This window comes from Acinetobacter nosocomialis NIPH 2119 (genome assembly GCF_000368085.1).
Taxonomy (GTDB): Bacteria; Pseudomonadota; Gammaproteobacteria; order Pseudomonadales; family Moraxellaceae; genus Acinetobacter; species Acinetobacter nosocomialis.
In genome coordinates, this window is sequence record NZ_KB849239.1 from 1,115,546 (window position 1) to 1,135,662 (window position 20,117).

Sequence of the window (20,117 nt, forward strand, 5' to 3'; positions counted from 1 at the left end):
CCCTATGAATAAGCTTTGAGACTAGATTTAGCTTAGAAACTATAAGTCGCTTTTAAGAAGTAATTGCGGCCATAAAGTTTGGTATTAAAGGTTTTGTTTTTATCCTCCAAATCAACATCTGTCAGGTTTTTTACACCATAGTCCAGTGTTAAACGTGGCGTAATAGGTGAAGTAAATGTCACGTCATAGGTGGTATAAGCTGGCAACTCTTTAGTCGCTGAGTACATTTGTTTACCTACATAACTCACGCCTGCATTGACACGAAAGTCTTGAACTGGCGCCCAGGAAATAGAGCCATTGGCAAGCCATTCTGGACGTTCGGTTAAGTCTTTACCTGTGGTTTTATTTTTTGCGTCGAGATAAGTTGCGTTTGCCTTAACACCTAAATTGTCAGTGAAATCATATCCACCTGTAAGCTCAACACCTTTGAGTTCTGCGCGGCTCACATTGGTCCAGATTTTTCTAAAATCACCTACTAAACGCGGGTCACCATCACTCAAGGTAATTGCTTCAATCAAGTTCTTCACATCGTTTTGGAAAACTGTAACGCCAGCATTCCAGTTTGGACGGGTCACAATTAAGGATGCTTCATAGTTTGTACTTTCTTCGGGTGCTAGGTTTGGATTACCTCGAATGTGGCAACTACCTCCACATGAAATCATTGAGTAGTTAATGTCTAACTGAGCAGGAGCCGGAACTTTATAAGCTTGTCCCACGCCACCTTTAAGTATGACTCCTTCAGCGAGTTGATATGCTAAATAAGCTTTACCTGTGGTTTTACCATCAAAGTCATCAAAATCATCATAACGACCACCTAATGTTAAGGTAAGTGCGTCATTAATATGGGTATCGTTTTGAACAAATATACCGTAGCTCTTTTGCTGATTCTTTCCAGTGCCGATATAACTTACGACATCTGTAATTTTCTGATCTTTATAGTCAAAACCACTGGTCGTATTATTCATGAGCCAGTCAAAGTTGGCAAAAGCACGGCCAATTAAATTTTCTTGTTTATAATTAAGGCTTTGAGGCGCATCGTATTCACTGTCATAGTCATAAATTTTGGCGGTTTCTTTACCGATATAAGCTTCTGTTTTACCCCAAGCCCATTTACCACGGTGAGCAATCCCCACATTGGTACGTTTCATTTCTGATTCTTGAATGGAGGTAGCTGCATCTTGAGTTAGCGGGCGTTTATCGTTGTTATAGCCCAAATCTAGATCTAAGGTTTGCTGGTCATTAATATTCCAGCTTAAAGTACCATTTACGTTTTTGGTGTCTTTTTCTACAAAATATGCACCATCTGGATCTGGCTGGCCCTTTCTATACCATGCATCACGGTTATAAGCATCACCTGCCAGAGTGAAACTTAAATTATCGGTTAAACCACCGTATAGGTTAAAGCCGTAACGGTACTGGTTTTTACCATCACCACGGTCTGCTCGATTATATTGACCAAAAATAGAACCGTGTAATTGTCCATCTTCTGCTTTTTTTGTAATGATGTTAATGACACCGCCCATCGCATCTGCACCATAGAGAGATGACATTGGCCCACGAATCACCTCAACACGCTCAATACTATTTAAAGGAATCGCACTCCAGTCAAAGTCATTGCCTCGCCACATGGCACCATTAGATGACATGCGTTTACCGTTTAAAAGAATTAAGGTGTAGTTCCCTGAGGTATTCAGCATTCCCCGTATAACGATTTTATCTTGACCACTGTTATAGTTATAAACCCCAGCTTGTTTTTGTAAAACATCGGCAAGGCTGAGTGCCGCGCTACGTTCAATATCTTCACTTGTGATTACACTAATCGATGCAGGTGCTTTATCTACATCTTGTTCTTTTAAAGCAGCCGAAACCACAATAGTTTTAAGTTTTTGAATAGGTTCATTTGTGTCCTGTTGGTCAATATCGGTATTTGCTTGGACTGCAAATGGAAGCAGTGTTGAGAGGGCGACCACCAGCGCCTTTTTTGTTAACGTCATTTCTCGGTCCTTATATTTTATAACGATTACCATATGATAATTGTTATCATTTATGATGTGCCGAGCATGATAGCCCCATGACTTTTATTGTTCAAGATAAAAGTAATTATTATTTATATAATGATAATCATTATTGTTTGTTCGGTTTAAAAAAGTTAATATTGCAATTTGGTGTGCCTAAAAACCTATTGAAAACAAGCTTAAAGTAGACATAACAATGCTCTCTCGATTTTTTATTTATCACCCTATTTTTGTATCTGTCATTGCCATCACTATTCTTATTTTTGGTTTTTTTTCTATTCGTGCAATGCCGGTTGAGCGTTATCCAAACCTAGCTCCTCCAAGTGTCACAGTGATTGCTAATTACCGAGGTGCGTCTGCTGAAACTGTTGAAGAAAGCGTAACTCAGGTTTTAGAACAACAAATTAAAGGACTAGATAACTTACTTTATTTCACATCAAATAGTGAATCGTCAGGAACGGCCAGTATTGATATTCATTTTAAAATTGGTACAGATATCGATAAGGCACAATTACAAGTACAAAATCGCATTAACAGTGTATTAAACCGTCTACCTGAACAGGTCCAACGACAAGGGGTAAATATTTGGAAAACCACAGGTGATATGCTGTTAATTGTGGGGCTATACGATGAAACAGGAAAAGCCAGCAATATCGAATTATCGGACTATATGGTTAATCACTTTGAACAACCACTCTCACAATTGCAAGGAATTGGTGAAGTGGATGTGTTTGGTTCAAGTTATGCGATGCGTATTTGGCTAAATCCAAATCAACTTAGAAATTATCAACTTATGCCGAGTGATGTTGAACAGGCACTTGAAGATTACAATACTCAAATAGCTGCTGGCTCAATTGGTGCTATGCCTTCTGCTTCTGATCAGAATATTTATGCCAAAGTTACTGCTGGTTCTCGATTAAAAACAGTCGATGATTTTAAATCGGTTGTCGTTAAAGCTAATGTAGATGGCAGTCTGGTTTATTTAAAAGATGTGGCGAGAGTTGAATTAGGCGCCGAAAACTATGAAAGTATCAATACGCTAAACGGCTACCCTTCCGCTGGTTTAGGTATTTCACTCAGTCCTGATGCGAACGCGATTGAAACCTCTGGTCTAATTAAAGCAAAAATTGAACAGCTCAAGCAGCATCTACCTACTGGATATAAAATTGTTTATCCACGTGACAATACACCATTTATTGAAGAGTCCATTAAACAAGTCATCATTACTCTGCTTGAAGCTGTGGTGTTGGTCGTCATTGTCATGTATCTCTTTTTACAAAATTGGCGCGCTACACTTATTCCAACTATTACTGTACCTATTGTGATTTGCGGTACCTTTGTTGTGTTGTATTTGTCTGGAATGAGCATTAATACCCTTACCCTGTTTGCACTGGTTTTAGCGATTGGATTATTAGTTGATGACACGATTGTAGTGGTTGAAAATGTTGAACGGCTTATGCATGAACAACATTTAAGTGTTCGGGATGCATGTTTAGCATCGATGCAGGAAATTACTGGTGCATTGATTGGCATTACCTTGGTACTAACCGCCGTATTTATCCCGATGGCTTTTTTTAGTGGTTCAACGGGTATGATTTACCGCCAGTTTTCAATCACCCTAGCGGCTGCGATGTTGTTATCTTTATTGGTAGCCATGTTTATTACGCCAGCTTTGTGTGCTGTCTTATTAAAAAAACAAACTCAAAAACCTAAATGGGGACAAAAACTTGAGACTTTGCTTGAAAAAGTTAAAGTTGGTTTTAGTTTTTTAGCAACAAGTTTAATCAAATTTAAAGCACTTTCATGTCTTGTAGTGTTAGCTTTAGTTGCTGTTTTAATTGTGATTTATCGTAGTTTGCCGACGAGCTTTATTCCAAATGAAGATCAAGGTTTGTTGGCTGTGCCTTATAGTTTGCATAACAGTGCTTCTATGAGCCAAACACAAGAAGTAGGTAAACTGGTCAATAACTATTTCTTTGAACATGAAGCTAAAAATATTAATACCGTACTAGTAGTTAATGGACAAAACTTTTCAGGAAGCGGTCCAAATTTAGGCATGGCGTTTGTTTCCTTAAAGCATTGGAATGAACGTAAAGGTGAAGCTAATACTGCAAGTGCTATTCGTGAACGTGCGCAAAATTACTTGCAAAAAAACTTACCCGCTAAAGTTATGGTGGGTATGCCTGCAAGTGTTTCTGGTTTGGGCCAATCTGATGCCCTAGAACTTTGGCTCAGAGATGTAAATGGTCAAGGACGCAATGAACTCATTAAACAATATAAAGCTTTAGAAAAAGAATCTCACAATTATCCTGCTTTTGAAAATTTAAGTCCGCTTGTAAGTGAGAATAAGGCTGAGGTTTTCATTCAGCTCGATCAGAATAAAGCCAAAATATTAGGGATTGATCAACAAGCGATTCGCTCAACGCTATCAACTGCTTGGGGTGGAAACTATGTGGGTGATTTTGTTGAAAGAGGCAAAATTAAACGAATTATTATGCAAGGTGATGCTGAGTTTCGTTCTAAACCTGAAGATTTAGCTTATTGGCACGTCCGTAATAATACAGGTGGAATGCTTTCTCTTGCGCATTTTGGTCGAAGCGAATGGATTGGTGGCCCAGAAACCTTAACGCGTTTTATGGGGCTTGCTGCCATACAACTTGAAGCAAATGTCAGTTCTGGCTTTAGTTCAGGTCAGGCAATGCAACAGTTAAGTGATATGGTGAGCAAACAATCTGGTGTAGATGTCGCATGGAGTGGCCTCTCTTTACAAGAGCAGCAATCGAGCCAGCAAGCCTTATTTTTATACATTATCTCTATTTTATTTATTTTCTTATGTTTAGCCGCTTTATATGAAAGCTGGAAAGTACCTCTTATTATTTTACTAGGACTTCCACTAGGAATTACTGGAACTATTGTATTTGCTCAAATCTTTAACTTACCAAACGATGTGTATTTCCAAATCGCGTTACTAACGGGTATTGGTTTGTCTTGTAAAAACGCGATTTTAATTGTGGAGTTCGCAACTAAAGCCATAAAACAAGGTAAAGGCTATGTTACTGCTGCGTGTGAGGCTTTAGCTTTACGCTTACGTCCAATTTTAATGACGTCTTTAGCTTTTGGTGCAGGTGTTATTCCCCTTGTCGTTGCTACAGGTGCTGGTGCCGTGAGTCGCCATGAAATTGGTATGAGTGTATTTGGCAGTGTAGTTATAGGAACTTTACTGGTGCCTGTATTTACGGTCTTTTTCTTTGTTTTGGTACATAGTTTACCGGTTTTAAAATGGTCGCTTGGCCGTGTATTTAGATATAGAAAAGACCATTCATCTTTATAAAATAAAAAAAGCAGATCAATGATCTGCTTTTTTTATCATTTGAATTTAAGCGACTAGTTTCTCAATCCATACTTCTAATATAGGTTGTTCTGCCAAATCTTCAAAGCTTACCTGAGCACCATAAGCCTGCCATTTACCCACTAAAGTCATTAAGCGAACTGAATCAAGCCCAAGCATGAGTAAATCATCATTTAACTGAATGTCTGAAGCTGGAATTTGTAATTGTTCACTTACCGCGAGAACAATTCCTTCTGGCGTTAAGGGCGAGGCTGCTTGTTCAAGTTCCCAAGCACGAGTCACTTGTTGAGTTGTCATCACTTGAGCACAACGTGTACTCGCATATTTTAATGCCATATCGTGCTCTTCGCGACTAAAGTCAGCGAGTGCATCTCCACATAAAAATGGTTGTATGTTTAGCATAAATGCTTCTGCGGCACTCATGAGACAGCCAATATGGGCATAAACACCACAAATAATAAGCTGATCACGGCCCGACTCACGCATGAGTTGTTCAAGTGGGGAAAACTTAAATGCGCTATAACGCCATTTTGTTAAAACAGTATCATTTTTCTGAGGCGAGATTTCCGGCAAAATCTGAGTAATATACGGATCATCTTTTAACCCGGTTCCCCAAAAATCGGTCAATAGTTGGCGATGTTCAGGTGTCTGATTACCGGGCTGTGCAGTATAAACCACTGGAATATTAAACTTACGCGCAGTTTCAATCAGTTCTTTGGTATTTTTAATGAGCTCGGGAATAGGTGCTTGAGTTTGGTCATAAAAATCTAAAAAATACTGCTGCATGTCATGGACCAGTAACACGGCGCGATTGGTATGTAACTGCCAATGGGTTTTATTGGGCGTAAACTCATAGGCTTGAGGCATACTGTAGCTAGCAATTTTGGGAATACTCATTAAATTTTCCTTTTTTATCTTTAGGCAAGAACATTGGTTTTAGTTTCAAGTTGTTGACGTAATCTTTTTTTGTCGATTTTTCCAAAAGCTGTATATGGAAACTGCTCGATAAATTCGACACGATCAGGAATTTTGTAGGTAGCAAGCCCATAGTCTTTCAGATGTTGTCGAACTGACATCGCAAGGCGAATTGGACTTGAATCATCGGGTTGTGATTGCCATGCCACAAAAGCACAACTTTTTTCACCCATAACCTCATCGGGCATAGCAACCAGCGCTGCCAAGCGGATTTGTGGATGAGTTAATAACGCTTGTTCCACTTCTTCAGTCGCAATTTTTTCACCAGCACGATTAATTTGTTCTTTTGAACGCCCTTCCACAACAATGCAGCCATCTTCACGGATACGGACTAAATCGCCTGTGCGATAAAAACCGTCTGGTGTAAAAGAACGAGCATTATGCTCCGGTGCTTGGTAATAGCCGCGAATGGTATAGGGGCCACGAGTGAGCAAATGCCCTACCTGTCCAGCTTCTACGGGTTGGTCATGATCATCTAGTACTAAAATTTCGTCATCTGGCGAGATTTTTAAACCTTGGGTATGAATAATTTGTTCTTTTGACATGCTAAAACGGGTGTAGTTCACAAGCCCTTCAGCCATTCCAAAGACTTGTTGCAAACTAACCTTAAACTCATCAATTAAACGTAAGGCAACAGCATCGGGTAAGCGTGCTCCACCGACTTGTAAGCAGCGTAGAGTTGATAATATTGGATCTTGATCTTTGGCTGCTTTGTCCATCCACGGTCGAACCAATGCAGGAACTAAACAAGCATCTGTCACACCGTGTTTTTTAATAAGTGGAAATGCAGTTTCCGGACTTGGATCTGTACCTAAAACCACTGCGCCACCAGCATAAAAAATGCCTAAAGAACCAGCCGAGCTCATTGAAAAGTTATGTGCTGCAGGTAAAACCATCAGTAACCGTGATGACTGATTAAGTTCGCAAATTTTGGCACTTTCACGCACACTGTATAGATAATCATCATGAGTACGTGGAATCAGTTTTGGAACACCTGTGCTGCCCCCCGAAAGCTGTAAAAAAGCCACTTGATCTGCTGTAGTTGGCGAGATTGCTTCCGCTAGAATTTCTGTTTCTTTTAATAGATTTTCGATAGCGACAAAATTACCAGCATCTCTAAGTATAAATACATACTCTAAGCAAGCTGCTGTTTGCTGAAGCTTTCCGGCAAGCTCTCGGTAGTCAAATTTTTGTGCACCAAAATCTGCACAGAAATAAGCTTTTGCTTGCGTTTGTTTAAAAAAGCTACTGAGTTCAGCATATCGATGGGCAGGCAATGACATGATAGGTAAAGCACCTAATCGAATCAGGGCGAAAAATAGAACATAGAACTGATAGTGGTTTGGCATTTGTACGACGGCTTTATCACCCGCACGTAAGCCATATTGATATAAATGGCTTGCACAACAGTCAACTAAGTTGTCAAATTTTTCATAGCTAACAGCTTTATCACCATCATAAATTGCAATATTTTTCGCATACTTTTGAGCACTTTCCCGTAAAAAATCACTCAGATTTTGCCCAATCCAATAGCCTTTTTTACGGTAAACCATGGCAAATTCTTCTGGATATGGCACAGCGCCCTCTAAATACTTTATTGTTGTCATCTGTATATTCCTTATCGTGGTAATTGGTCTGGTGAAATGTGCAGGCCATCAAGTACAGTACGGAACTTTGCAGCAGTTTCAGCATGTTCAGCTTGTGGACGTGAGGCTTCCACAATTCCTGCACCGGCAAATAAACGGGCAATATTTTGATAAATACGAGCACAGCGCACGGTCACGGACCATTCACCATTACCTTCGGCGTCGGCCCAACCCATGGTTCCAGCGAATAGTTCACGATTAAATGGTTCAAGTTGCTGAATTAAATTTTTTGCTACGGAGCTTGGCTCACCACAAATTGCAGGTGTTGGATGTAGACGTTCAATTAAGTCAAAAACATGAGTATCGGCTTGCTTAAGCTCGCCCGTAATGTGTGAGGCCAAGTGCCAAAGACGTTTGGTGCGAATAAGTGAAGGTTGTTTGGGCACATGTAGTTGCTTGCAGAAAGGTGTAAGTTCATCGGCAATCATTTCGATGACAAGAGCATGCTCATGTTGATCTTTTTGTGAAGCCAGTAAAGCTCTTGCATTATTTTGGTCAACAATTGGGTCATCATCGCGCGCTAATGTGCCCGCAACAGGTTTACTCCAGATTTTATTATTTTGCTTTGCAATTAATAGTTCAGGACTTGCACCAACAAACCAACCTTCGCTTTGAGGGTGTCTTGCGACTGCATAGTTATATCCTTCAGGATTATGCTTGGCCAAGTTATAAAATACATCTGAGACTGGAAGATTCTCTTCAAATTCAAGTTGTAAAATACGAGCAAGTACTGCTTTATCTAGCTTTTGTGCCCGCATTTGTTGTACTAAATATTCAACCTGCTGTTGATAGTGTTCACCTGAAGGTAAATAATCGGCCTGCTTTAAGATTAAGTCATCAAGATTAATATCAGTTTGTGAAAATAAAGCTTTCTGGTAAACCTTGGCATCTTGCATTAGCATTAAATTGACATCTGCCGATGAACTAAATGGCAACCCACCCATAACCTTGGCATCGCTATAACCATCTGCAATTGCTTGTTGTAATTGTAGACGGGCTTCGTTTAGCCACTCTTTTAGCTGAGTGTCTTTTGTAACCTCAATATCTTTAAGTTTTTGATGACTCGATATGATGTATTCAGGAGTCGTAAATATAAAACCAGCGTTATCAGTGCAATTTAAAACTTCTTTTGCGAGTGTAATTCTGCTTTCAGTAAAATTTTCTCGTTGGATAAAATACGGATGCTGTACCGACATCTCGCAACTCCTTATAAAATTATTTTGTTGTGATGAATTAATATTTAAACGCCTAATGTGGCTCCCCCATCGACCACAATTTCTTGCATAGTAATTTGTGCTGCTTGGTCTGAAAGTAAAAAGCTAACGGTATTAGCGATATCTTCAGGCTGGGCAAGTTTTCTAAGTGGAATGCCAGTACGGTACTGGTTTAAGTCGCCATCAATAACAGCAGGTGGAGGCGAATTGTCTGTCCAAAGCTGTTGTTGCATTTGCGTTAAAGTAGAACCTGGCGAAACGATATTGAGTCTGACTTGATGAGGTGCGATTTCAAGTGCAAGATTACGGCAGTAATGACTCAGTGCCGCTTTACTCGTTGCATACATGCCGAGCTGCATACGTGGCATACGTGCACTATTTGAGCTAATAGTGACAATACTTCCCTGTTTTTTTTCACAAAAGTGCTTGGCAAGTTGTTGACTAATTGCGATGGGTGCCATGACATTTACCGCAAAAAGTGTTTGCCAATCTTCCGGTTTTGCTTCAAGCATAGAACGCATAATTAATACGCCCGCTGCATTTACTAAGCCTGTAATGTTGTGCTTTTCCAAAAGCTCTGCAATCAAATTTTGAGTAGTTTGTTGCTGTGTAATGTCTTGTGAAATTCCTTGCCAACGTGATATTTCACGGTTTTCTAGCTTTTGAATGATTTCCCATTGTTCTGGGTTTTCCTGTTGATCAATACCAATCACTTGATGCCCTTGCTGCAATAATTTTTTTGCAATAGCAGCTCCAATACCTCTTGCAGCACCTGTGACCACGATGGTAGAGCTCATATTTAACTCCTGTTTGAAGCGATATTAAATTGCGCAACATAATTGCAAATAATTATCATTATTATCAAGTGCAATAAATATCAAACATATGATTACAATCTAAATCCAGCTATTTATTAACCATAATTTTAAATTAAGTTATTGTTTTTAATTAATATTATAAAAATAAGCATTTCTTTATTGATTATAATGATAATTGTTTTCATTTACTAATGAGAATCATTTTGATAATTTGACCGCGCTTTCTTGTCGAGATGGACTCAAAATGAAGCCATTTTCTCATCCTTTACATCCCCTATTTCAACAACTCAATGTTGGGAGTGAAGTCTGGTGGAATATCATTAAAAAAGTAGGTAGCCCACTCGTTAACCTACAAAAAAATAAAGCGCTATGTACCTTTGTTTGGCGTAGTGCTGAGTCTAAAGAAAGTATTGGTGTTTACATCGATATTTATTCACAGAGCCCTTCTATCTATGAAAAGTGGAATCGTTTTAGCCATATAGCTGGAACGGATGTGTACTTTTTTGAAATAGAACTTCCTCTAGACTGGTCTGGGAGTTACGTTCTAGTTGTCACGAAAGATGAAGCTCCAAACTCAACCTGTACTACTACTCGACGTCAGTGGTGGCAAACACAACTAAAGGAAAACGCTCAAATTGATCCTTTAAGCCACCAAGCAGTTTATACAGGACATTTAGCGCGTTATATCAATCAGATTCAACTCAAAAACACAAAATCTTTAATAGACGATTGCCGAATTACTAAGACATTTAAATGGTCAAGTCGCTTATGCCAACAAGATTACTTGGTTGATATTTTTATTAGCGGTGAATTAGCAGAAGAAAATCTGCCATTAATTATTTTGCTTGATGGCCAAATCTGGAGTCGAGAGCTTTCTCTTCTTCCTGAAATTCAACATTTAACTGTTTCATATAAGATTCGACCAGCAGTTTATGTTTTTGTTCATAGTTTAAATAGCCAACAACGTCAGCGAGATTACGGATGTCATGATCTGTTTTGTCAGGCACTTTTAAATGAGTTAATTGAACAACTTATTCAAAAATACACCTTTATTTCACATCAAAACATCACATTGTGTGGGCAAAGCCTAGGCGGGTTATGTGCACTTTATAGCGCTCTGCTTTATCCAGATATTTTTCAGCGGCTAATTTTGCAATCCGGATCTTATTGGTGGTCGGATTTTTCAAAAAGTGCTTTAGCCAAAGAACACATAGGTAACCTTTTAGAATTCGTTAAAAAATCTCCAAATGCTTTATCTCAAAAAGCACAGATTTATATCAGTGCAGGCATCTATGAAACCGATATGCAAGAAGATGCACTTCAACTTTACCAACAATTGCAAGCATTTAATGATGTGAGTTTCCACTGTTTTGCAGGAGGCCATGATCCTGTGAACTGGCGCCCAGACTTACTTAAAGCATTGCAAGTTTTTCTTTCACTATAACCATTTGTTTCATCAAGGATAACAATACTATGAGTAACTTACAGGAAAATTATATCAATCCATTTGATAACGAAAGTTTGTCTTTTCAAGTTCTAAAAAATCAGCAAGGTGAATTTAGTTTATGGCCTGCGCAGCATCCCGTTCCGTCTGGATGGGATGTGCAGTATGGTCCTGACACACGGTCTTCATGCATTGCTTATGTAGAAAAGCATTGGTTAACCATTAATCCTTTTCAGCAAGCGTAATGGAGAGCAGCTATGAATCAAGCACTACATAATGAGTTTACCCAAGATATTTCTGGTCCAACACGTGTTGAGCTGGCTTCTACACAATTGGGTATATTTCTAGCCGACCATTTAAGTTCTATTAACGATCTATATACCATTGCACACTGTCTTGAACTGCCTAAATCAGTTGATCTTTCATTATTTAAACAAGCCATTCAAATCGGTTTAAATGAGGCTGATACGGTTATTGCTTCATATTCATCTGACCCGTCAAAACCTTTTATTGAGCTTAATCATCAGGTCCAAATACAAATAGAGGAGTTTGATTTTTGTCATTTAACACCTAAAAAAGCTCAGCAACGCTTATGGGATTGGATGCCAACCGATCGGTTATGCGCAAAATCACTCAAAGAAACCGATAATCACTTATATCGTCAGGTGTTATTTATTACTCATAATAAAGTGTATTGGTATCAGCGTTATCACCACATCATGCTGGATGGTTTTAGTATGATTAACCTGACAAAACGTATTGTTGATTTGTACCAGCAATTGCAAGCAGGAAAAGCTCTTAACCCTTCGCCTTTTATTGATGTTCAACAGGTTATTCAAGAACGTCAAGCTTATGAAAATAGTCATCAATTTAAGCAAGATCAAAATTTCTGGAAGACATATTGCCAAGATTTACCAAGTCCTGTCACTTTAAGTACGCATCATTTAGCATCAAAAACTACTGCACAATTTGTTAAACATCATCTTCGTTTTTCTTCAGGAATTTTAGCCCTGATACAACAGATTGCTTCAAATCTCAAAGTTGGTTTGAATGACATGATGATGTCATTGTCATTACAATATATTTACAAAATGACCGATAAAGCAGAATTGGTTGTCGGTATTCCATTTATGCGCCGTTTAGGTTCAAAAGCAATTCGCTCGACTTTACCCGCGGTAAATGTCTTACCGGTAAAGTTCAGTGTGAGTGAAAAAGACAGTTGGGCGAGCTTAGCGCTGCATGTGCAGGCACAACTGCAACAGATACGTCCACATCAAAAATATGATGCTGAACAGATTTTAAGAGATTTAAATAGTATCGACATTCATGAACGAATGTATGGCCCTATTTTAAACTATAAAGCTTTTGACCAAGATCTAGTGTTGGATGGTGAGAAAGTTAAAACACACCATATTTCTACAGGTCCAATTGATGATTTTGAGTTTTCTTTTATTGTTCAAGATCAAGAACTCATTATAGAACTGCGTGCAGATGCAGAGCGCTATACACAAGATGAGCTCTTTATGCATGGGCAACGTTTAACTCTATTGCTTGAACAAGCGCTGATTCGACCAGAACAACAATGGAATAGTTTTAATATTACCCCACAGCAGGAACTTGCTGCCCTGACCCAAAGTGGTATTGGTCCGCGTGTTAGTCATCCTGAACAATATAATAATGTTCTAGATATTTTTTATGAGCAAGTTAAAAAGTATCCCGAACGTACGGCAATCGTGAGTGGCGAACGTCCAAATCTTGAGCATCTTAGTTTTGCTGAGCTTGCAGTACGCGTAAATCAATTGACTCGTTTTTTACAAGAAAATGGCGCTAAAAAGCAAAAGGTCATTGCTGGGGCTATTCCTCGTTCGATTGACTCAGTTGTGGTGATGTTATCTGTACTAAACTCTGGTGCGAGTTTCTTGCCTCTAGATTTAGATTATCCAATCGATCGTATGCAAATGATGTGTGAAGATGCCAACCCATTATTTGTATTAACTACTCAAGAACTTGCACAAAAGCTACCGCAAAATATTTCGCAGTTATATCTTGATCATAAAGATGTTCAAATACAAATCCGAAAGCAAGATGCGAGTGATATTCCTGCCGAAAATCGTAAATTTAATTTCCAAGACGTCGCTTATGTAATTTTTACCTCGGGAAGTACGGGCCGTCCTAAAGGTGTAATGAATACACATGGTTCTTTACTTAACCTTATATTGTCACATAAACCAACTATTTATTGGCCTGTATTAGAAGCTGTAAATCAGCGTTTCCCTAACCGTCCACTACGTGCAGCGCATACACACTCTTTCTCGTTTGACTCATCTTGGTTGCAAGTTTTCTGGATGTTATGGGGCCAAGAGCTACATATTTTTGATGAAAATATGCGGCGTGATGCATTTGGTTTAGTGCAAGAGATTCAGCAACGACAAATCGATACACTTGATTTACCGCCATCTTTTTGTGCGCAAATGATGACGAATGGTTTATTTACTGAAAACCAGCATCAACCAACGCTTATTTTAATTGGTGGTGAAGCTGCACCGTTAGCTTTATGGCAACAACTTAATGCTCAGCCTGAACTTTTTGCTCATAACTTATATGGCCCAACGGAATATACGGTTGATACTTTCCGAGCAGAATTAAAACAGACAGCTCGTCCTGTTATCGGTAACCCTATTGGTAATACACAAGCCTATGTACTCGATCGTCATTTACAACGATGCCCGACTGGCGTTATTGGTGAGCTTTATATTTCTGGCTATGGGATTGCCAACGGTTATTTAGGTCGCGCGGACTTAAGTGCTGCCCGCTTTGTAGCAAATCCATTTGAACATGGACAGCGTATGTACCGTACAGGTGATTTAGTTCGCTGGAATAGCGTGGGTAAACTTGAATTTATGGGACGCTGTGATGATCAGATTAAAATTCGTGGTTATCGTGTGGAGATTGGTGAAGTTGAAAATGCGCTTTCGATTTTAGCCAATGTTGAAAGTGCTGTCGTGATTGCAGAACCAATTAATAATAGTCATCGTTTACTCGGTTATTGTGTAGTCAAAAACATTGAACTTGATGAAAAAACCAGTGAGCAATTAAGTCAGCAATATCTAAGTCAGTTACGTCAAAACTTACCTGAGTACATGGTGCCTTCTGCCCTAACGGTTATGTCCGAATTTCCACGAAATGTAAGCGGCAAAGTCGATAAAAAGGCGCTACCACGTCCTCAAATTCGTACCCACAGCCGAATGCCCGAAACACCTGAACAGCAACTTCTATGTCAAATTATTGCATCTGTTCTTAAGCTTGATGCTATTGGAATTGATGACGACTTCTTTATGACAGGTGGCGATAGTATTTCTGCGATTATGCTTTGTACTCAATTGCGCCAACGTGGGTACGGCTTAAGACCAAGTGATGTATTCCAATTTAAAACAGTCGCTGCTATAGCACAGCAACTCACCCGACTAGATGAGCAACAAGCAGCCATCTCAAAACCGTTATTTTCAGCTGACCTAGAACAAAAGGTTCAAGAAAAATATGGTAAAAACAGCACTATTTTACCATTGCTTCCTTTGCAAAAAGGCATGCTGTTCTTGTCTCAAGTTGAAAAACAATCGAATTATAATGCTTTTACTCGTCTTAGCTTAAATGGAGACATTGATCCGGTACGTTTGCAGCAAGCATTAATTACTGTATTAAAACGTCATCCTCAACTAGGTGGACATTTTGATAGCGAATTAGCTGAAGAACCTGTTTTTATTTATTCATTACACCCTACTCAAGCTTGGCCAGTTCAGTTTTGTTCAGTCACTCCCGATCTGCTTGAGCAAAGCATTCAAGAAGTCTTACAGCAGCCGATTCACCTTGACCAACCTTATGGCCTGATTCGGGCGACTTTAATTCAACATGCTCCTGAACAGTCAGAACTATTGATTATGGTGCATCATCTGTTAACAGATGGCTGGTCAACTCCACTATTTTTACATGATTTTATTAAGGCCTATCAGCAAGTTAACCAGCCATTACCTGCACTTGAACATAGTTATGAAAAGGTCATTAAAGCCTTATCTGCACGTGACCATGAAATATCAAAAGTGATATGGAAACGTGATTTAACTGATTTGCAACCACTTATTTTATTTAATCAACCACAGAAAGCTGTACAGGAAACTTCATATCGTTTAAGTGCTGAGTTGGGTGCAAAACTTCAGCACAAATTACGCCAGCAAGGCATCACGCTTAATGTCTTCATGCAAATGATTTGGGCAATAACCTTAAATATTTATGCTCATCGTGAAGATATTGTATTTGGTACACCTGTTTCTGGGCGTTCAGCACCTATTAATGGTTTAGAACAGCAAATCGGATTGTTTTTAAATACAATTCCAGTGCGTGTGAAGCTCAACATGCAGCAATCACTTTGGGAGCAATTACCTCATTTACAGCAATTGCATGTTGAACATTTAGAACATGATGGTTTAGGCCTACACGGTATTCAACAATTAATAGCTCAAGGCAATCTTTTTGATAGTTTGCTAGTTGTAGAAAACTACCCAGATAGCCAATATTTACAGCAAAAACTTGGTAATGCTGCAATTTCAAAGCTCACAAATCGCGGTTATAGTCACTATCCACTTGCGTTACTGGTCATCCCGGATCATCAAATTGAGCTGTTGCTCGAACAGCGTGGTGTAATTGATCAGCCTGAGCATTTCCTTGAGCGAATGGTTCAATTAATTGAAATCGCATTAAATGAACCGGAGACTTGTCTAGGTCACTATTGCTTACAACTTGCTGGGGAGCGCGGTTTAATCCAGAAAGTTAATCAAACTCAACATGAAGTTCCTCCAACAACCTTACAGCAATTACTCAGAGAACAAGCTCGAAATACTCCCGACAAAACAGCGTTATGTGATGAATATCATCAGCTCAATTTTAGTGACGTACGTTTTCAAATTTGTGCTTTAGCTCAGCAATTGCAAAAAATGGGCGTGCAGGCTGGAGACATAGTTGCCGTTGCCATGCCAAGATCAATCAAACTCAGTATTGCTATTTTAGCGGTGATCGAAGCAGGTGCAGCTTATTTACCTATTGATTTACAACATCCGTCTGAGCGCATCAAATTTATGTTGCAGGATGCCAAATCTAAACTTGTGATTGGTGAACAAAAAGATCTAGCTGGCATTGCCCATCCATCAATAGCTACCTTTGCTTTTAATGAATTGTTTGATGACACAAAGGTTAATTTAAGTAGTTATAAAACGACAGTTATTACCCCACAACATCCGGCATATTTAATTTATACATCGGGTACAACAGGCCAACCAAAAGGTGTCATGGTTTCTCACCACGCCATTGTGAACCGTATTTTATGGATGCAATCAGAATATCCACTGTCAGCCAACGATACGATTTTGCAAAAAACGCCATGCACTTTTGATGTCTCTGTATGGGAATTTTTCTGGTCGTACTTAGTAGGTGCACGATTGGTTATGGCACCTGTAGATGCACACCGTGATCCATTGGCATTATTAAGCCTTATTCAAAAATATCAGATAACGACATTACATTTTGTACCTTCAATGCTGGCTGTTTTTGAAAATGCTGCCACCGAAATTTTGTCATCTGCTCAGCTCCAAAGTTTGCCAATCCGCCGAGTATTCTGTAGTGGTGAGGCATTACCAGCGGCTTTAGCAAAATCATTTACCGAGCACTTTAGCTGTGAGTTGCATAACTTATATGGCCCAACAGAAGCTGCGGTAGATGTGAGTTATATGGATGCAACACTGGGATTACACCCAGAAGAAAGTAGCGTTGCAATTGGCTATCCAGTCTGGAATACCCAGCTTTATATCTTGGATCAATACTTACGCCCTGTTCCTGTTGGAGTAGATGGTGAGCTTTATTTAGCAGGTCATCAATTGGCTATGGGTTATTTACATCGAGCAGACTTAACATCAACACGTTTTGTGGCAAACCCATTTGCAGCAGGTCAACGCATGTACCGCACTGGTGATATTGCCCGTTGGCATGCAGACGGCAGTATTCAATATGTGGGCCGTGCTGACGACCAATTAAAAATACGTGGACAACGTATCGAACTGGGTGAAATTGAACAGCAATTATGCTTAATCAGTAGCCTTGATGTAGTTGTACATCCTATTTCTTCTGAACAAAATAAAGCTGATGTCCAGTTGGTTGCTTACTTGCAAACAACAGCACCTGTGGATATTGAGAAGTTAAAGAAACAATTAGCGAAACAGCTTCCAGCTTATATGGTGCCTACACACTATGTGCTAGTTGAGAAATTCCCATTAAGTCATAATGGGAAGCTAGATCGTAAAGCACTGCCGCAACCGCAACTTAATCCTTCAAATGCAGAAAAACAGTATGCCACCACTGCTTTTGAACACGAACTGACACGTATTTTCCAGCAAGTTTTAAATACGGATCAAACTATTGGTGTGGATGAAGATTTCTTTGCCCTTGGTGGACATTCTATTTTAGTAATGAAGCTTGCGATTGAAATCCGAAAGGTATTCAAGCGGACCATTCCAATAGGTCAGTTGATGAGTCATGTCACAATTCAACGTTTAGCGGCTTTACTTCTTACACAAGAACGTTTGGCAGAAGTCGAACAAACTGGCATGCAGCCCATTTTACTGATCCGTGCTGGCTCTGGGCATCCATTGTTCTGTTTTTACCCAGGTTCTGGTTCCGCATGGCAATATACGGTATTGAACCGTTATCTACATCCTGATTTGCCAATTATTGGGTTGCAGTCACCTCGCCCAGATGGCTTATTGGCAAATAGTACAGATATGGATGAGCTAGTTGAAAAACAACTTGAGATTATTCGCAAGCAACAACCAACAGGCCCTTATACTTTATTAGGTTATTCACTTGGCGGTACAGTGGCTTATGCGGTTGCAGCGAAGCTCACCGAACAAGGTGAAAAAGTTGATTTTCTTGGTTTATTAGACACTTACCCTGCCGAAATTCATCAATGGTTAGATCTATCTGTAGAGGAAATGAATGCTGAAGCTGAACAAGAACAGCTCCAATTCTTCAATGATATTCTAGCCGATGCAGATACGGCATTAAGTGAAGAAACACGGCGTTTACAAGAGGATATTTTTGCGAACTACCGTGATGCCGTACGTTTATTAAAACCTTATAAAATGCCGCATTTTGACGGTGATCTACACTTAGTAGTCGCTGAAAAAGATTTGCTTCCGTATATACAACCAGAACAACAATGGTCACCTTTGGTTAAAAAACTCAATATTGTTCGTTTAAGCGAAGCAGACCATACCACTGTGTTGTCACCTGAACAACTTCAAATACTTGGACCAATGTTAAACAGCATGATTTGTCAGGCACGCGGTTTAGAGGAGCGTATGCCATGAGCTTTAAATCTATATTGACCGATTTTAGTCTTTTAAAACGTAATGCTCATTTCCGACATGTATTTATTGCCCGCACATTGTCATTGTTAACGATTGGCATGTTGGTCGTAGCTATTCCAAAACAAGTCTATGACATTACGGGGAACTCGCTTAACGTTGCTGTTGCAATGGCTTTTGAAGGCATTGCCATGTTTATTGGCTTGTTACTTGGTGGTTTGCTGTCAGATCGCAAAGACCGAAAATGGATGATTCTATTAGCACGTGGTGTGTGTGGTTTAGGCTTTGCAGGCCTCGCCATTAACGCCATGTTTGAGCACCCTTCACTCTATGCTATTTATTTTTTATCGGCATGGGATGGTTTCTTTGGTGCACTGGGTGTAACAGCAATGATGGCGATTATGCCTGTGATTGTAGGGCGTGAAAATATCGTACAAGCCCGTGCGATCAGTATGGTATCCGTACGTCTTGCAACTGTTATTTCACCAGCAATCGGCGGTATTTTAATTGCTGCTAGTGGTGTCGCAACTGTGTATTGGGTCTCAACGGTTGGTACTTTACTTACTGTGTTTTTATTGATGGGATTGCCAGCACTTAAACCGCAACATACATCAAATGGTGAAAGTCCTCTTCGACAATTAGCTCAAGGGTTCAAGTTTGTTTTTAAAAATAAAGTGGTCGGTAGCACCATTTTAATTGGAACATTGCTTAGTTTTAGCAGTGCTATTCGAATTATTTTTCCACAAATGGCAGATGAAATTTTCCACGGCGGTGCATTTGAACTCGGACTTATGTATTCAGCTGTTCCTTTAGGTTCAACCTTGGGTGCCTTACTCAGTGGATGGACAACACGTTTACTCAGACCCGGCTTAGTCATGCTCTATACCTGCTTAGGTGTTTTTGGTTGTATGATTATGATTGGGCTCTCTCCTTGGTTACTGGTGACCTTGCCCATTTTATGTTTGTTCGGATATTTGATGTCGATTGCTAACTTGCTTCAATACAGCATTGTGCAAGGACATACACCTGATGAATATTTAGGACGCATTAATGCTATCTGGCTTGCACAAGATGCTTTAGGTGATTCAATTGCTACAACAACTTTAGGCCTTTTAACTCGGTTTTTACCAATATCAGGAAGTATTCTCTTCTTTGGAATAGTAAGTTTTGCGGTAGGATTTATGTTCTTATTCCATTCTCAAGATATGCGTGAAACCGGATTTCAAGATCCTAAACTACAAGAAAATTAA

10 protein-coding genes and 1 pseudogene are annotated in these 20,117 nt (G+C 39.5%); 5 read left to right on the forward strand and 6 right to left on the reverse strand.

Annotation, left to right across the window (positions count from 1 at the left end; all coding sequences use genetic code 11):
* Positions 1–32: 32 nt before the first annotated feature.
* On the reverse strand, positions 33–1,994 hold the full coding sequence (locus F984_RS09265; protein ID WP_004708792.1) for a TonB-dependent receptor plug domain-containing protein: 1,962 nt from the start codon (positions 1,992–1,994) through the stop codon (positions 33–35).
* 217 nt (positions 1,995–2,211) lie between these two features.
* Between F984_RS09265 and F984_RS09270 the strand changes: the two genes are divergently transcribed.
* A complete protein-coding gene (locus F984_RS09270; protein ID WP_004708795.1) occupies positions 2,212–5,346 on the forward strand; it encodes a multidrug efflux RND transporter permease subunit in 3,135 nt (1,044 codons plus the stop codon).
* Positions 5,347–5,391: 45 nt separating this feature from the next.
* Here the strand turns inward: F984_RS09270 and F984_RS23015 are convergent, their stop codons facing one another.
* From F984_RS23015 to F984_RS09290, 5 genes and pseudogenes are all read right to left on the reverse strand, one after another.
* A complete protein-coding gene (locus tag F984_RS23015; RefSeq protein ID WP_409360440.1) occupies positions 5,392–5,592 on the reverse strand; it encodes a phosphopantetheine-binding protein in 201 nt (66 codons plus the stop codon).
* Positions 5,593–5,610: 18 nt separating this feature from the next.
* A pseudogene (locus F984_RS09275) lies at positions 5,611–6,261 on the reverse strand (isochorismatase family protein); the annotation flags it as partial.
* A gap of 20 nt (positions 6,262–6,281) precedes the next feature.
* Complete coding sequence (locus tag F984_RS09280; protein WP_004708798.1) at positions 6,282–7,946, reverse strand: (2,3-dihydroxybenzoyl)adenylate synthase; 1,665 nt, start codon at positions 7,944–7,946, stop codon at positions 6,282–6,284.
* A gap of 11 nt (positions 7,947–7,957) precedes the next feature.
* On the reverse strand, positions 7,958–9,181 hold the full coding sequence (locus tag F984_RS09285; RefSeq protein ID WP_004708800.1) for an isochorismate synthase: 1,224 nt from the start codon (positions 9,179–9,181) through the stop codon (positions 7,958–7,960).
* A gap of 44 nt (positions 9,182–9,225) precedes the next feature.
* Positions 9,226–9,996, reverse strand: a complete 771-nt coding sequence (locus F984_RS09290; RefSeq protein WP_004708802.1) for an SDR family oxidoreductase — start codon at positions 9,994–9,996, stop codon at positions 9,226–9,228.
* A 265-nt stretch (positions 9,997–10,261) separates the two neighbouring features.
* On the opposite strand from F984_RS09290, the gene fes reads away from it, so the two are divergent.
* The 4 genes from fes to entS are packed head-to-tail and all read left to right on the forward strand — an operon-like array spanning position 10,262 to position 20,117.
* Positions 10,262–11,461, forward strand: a complete 1,200-nt coding sequence (gene fes / locus F984_RS09295; protein WP_004708804.1) for an enterochelin esterase — start codon at positions 10,262–10,264, stop codon at positions 11,459–11,461.
* A gap of 29 nt (positions 11,462–11,490) precedes the next feature.
* On the forward strand, positions 11,491–11,706 hold the full coding sequence (locus tag F984_RS09300; protein WP_004708805.1) for an MbtH family protein: 216 nt from the start codon (positions 11,491–11,493) through the stop codon (positions 11,704–11,706).
* 12 nt (positions 11,707–11,718) lie between these two features.
* The gene (locus F984_RS09305; RefSeq protein WP_004708808.1) at positions 11,719–18,870 is read left to right on the forward strand and encodes a non-ribosomal peptide synthetase; all 7,152 of its coding nucleotides are present in this window, start codon (positions 11,719–11,721) and stop codon (positions 18,868–18,870) included.
* Complete coding sequence (gene entS, locus F984_RS09310; RefSeq protein WP_004708810.1) at positions 18,867–20,117, forward strand: enterobactin transporter EntS; 1,251 nt, start codon at positions 18,867–18,869, stop codon at positions 20,115–20,117. Before F984_RS09305 ends, entS begins: the two co-directional genes overlap by 4 nt.

Bases quoted from the DNA above. Each gene is read 5' to 3' on its own strand.
- F984_RS09265 (WP_004708792.1), bottom strand. From the start codon at position 1,994: ATGACGTTAACAAAAAAGGCGCTGGTGGTCGCCCTCTCAACACTGCTT.
- F984_RS09270 (WP_004708795.1), top strand. From the start codon at position 2,212: ATGCTCTCTCGATTTTTTATTTATCACCCTATTTTTGTATCTGTCATT.
- F984_RS09280 (WP_004708798.1), bottom strand. From the start codon at position 7,946: ATGACAACAATAAAGTATTTAGAGGGCGCTGTGCCATATCCAGAAGAA.
- F984_RS09285 (WP_004708800.1), bottom strand. From the start codon at position 9,181: ATGTCGGTACAGCATCCGTATTTTATCCAACGAGAAAATTTTACTGAA.
- F984_RS09290 (WP_004708802.1), bottom strand. From the start codon at position 9,996: ATGAGCTCTACCATCGTGGTCACAGGTGCTGCAAGAGGTATTGGAGCT.
- fes (WP_004708804.1), top strand. From the start codon at position 10,262: ATGAAGCCATTTTCTCATCCTTTACATCCCCTATTTCAACAACTCAAT.
- F984_RS09300 (WP_004708805.1), top strand. From the start codon at position 11,491: ATGAGTAACTTACAGGAAAATTATATCAATCCATTTGATAACGAAAGT.
- F984_RS09305 (WP_004708808.1), top strand. From the start codon at position 11,719: ATGAATCAAGCACTACATAATGAGTTTACCCAAGATATTTCTGGTCCA.
- entS (WP_004708810.1), top strand. From the start codon at position 18,867: ATGAGCTTTAAATCTATATTGACCGATTTTAGTCTTTTAAAACGTAAT.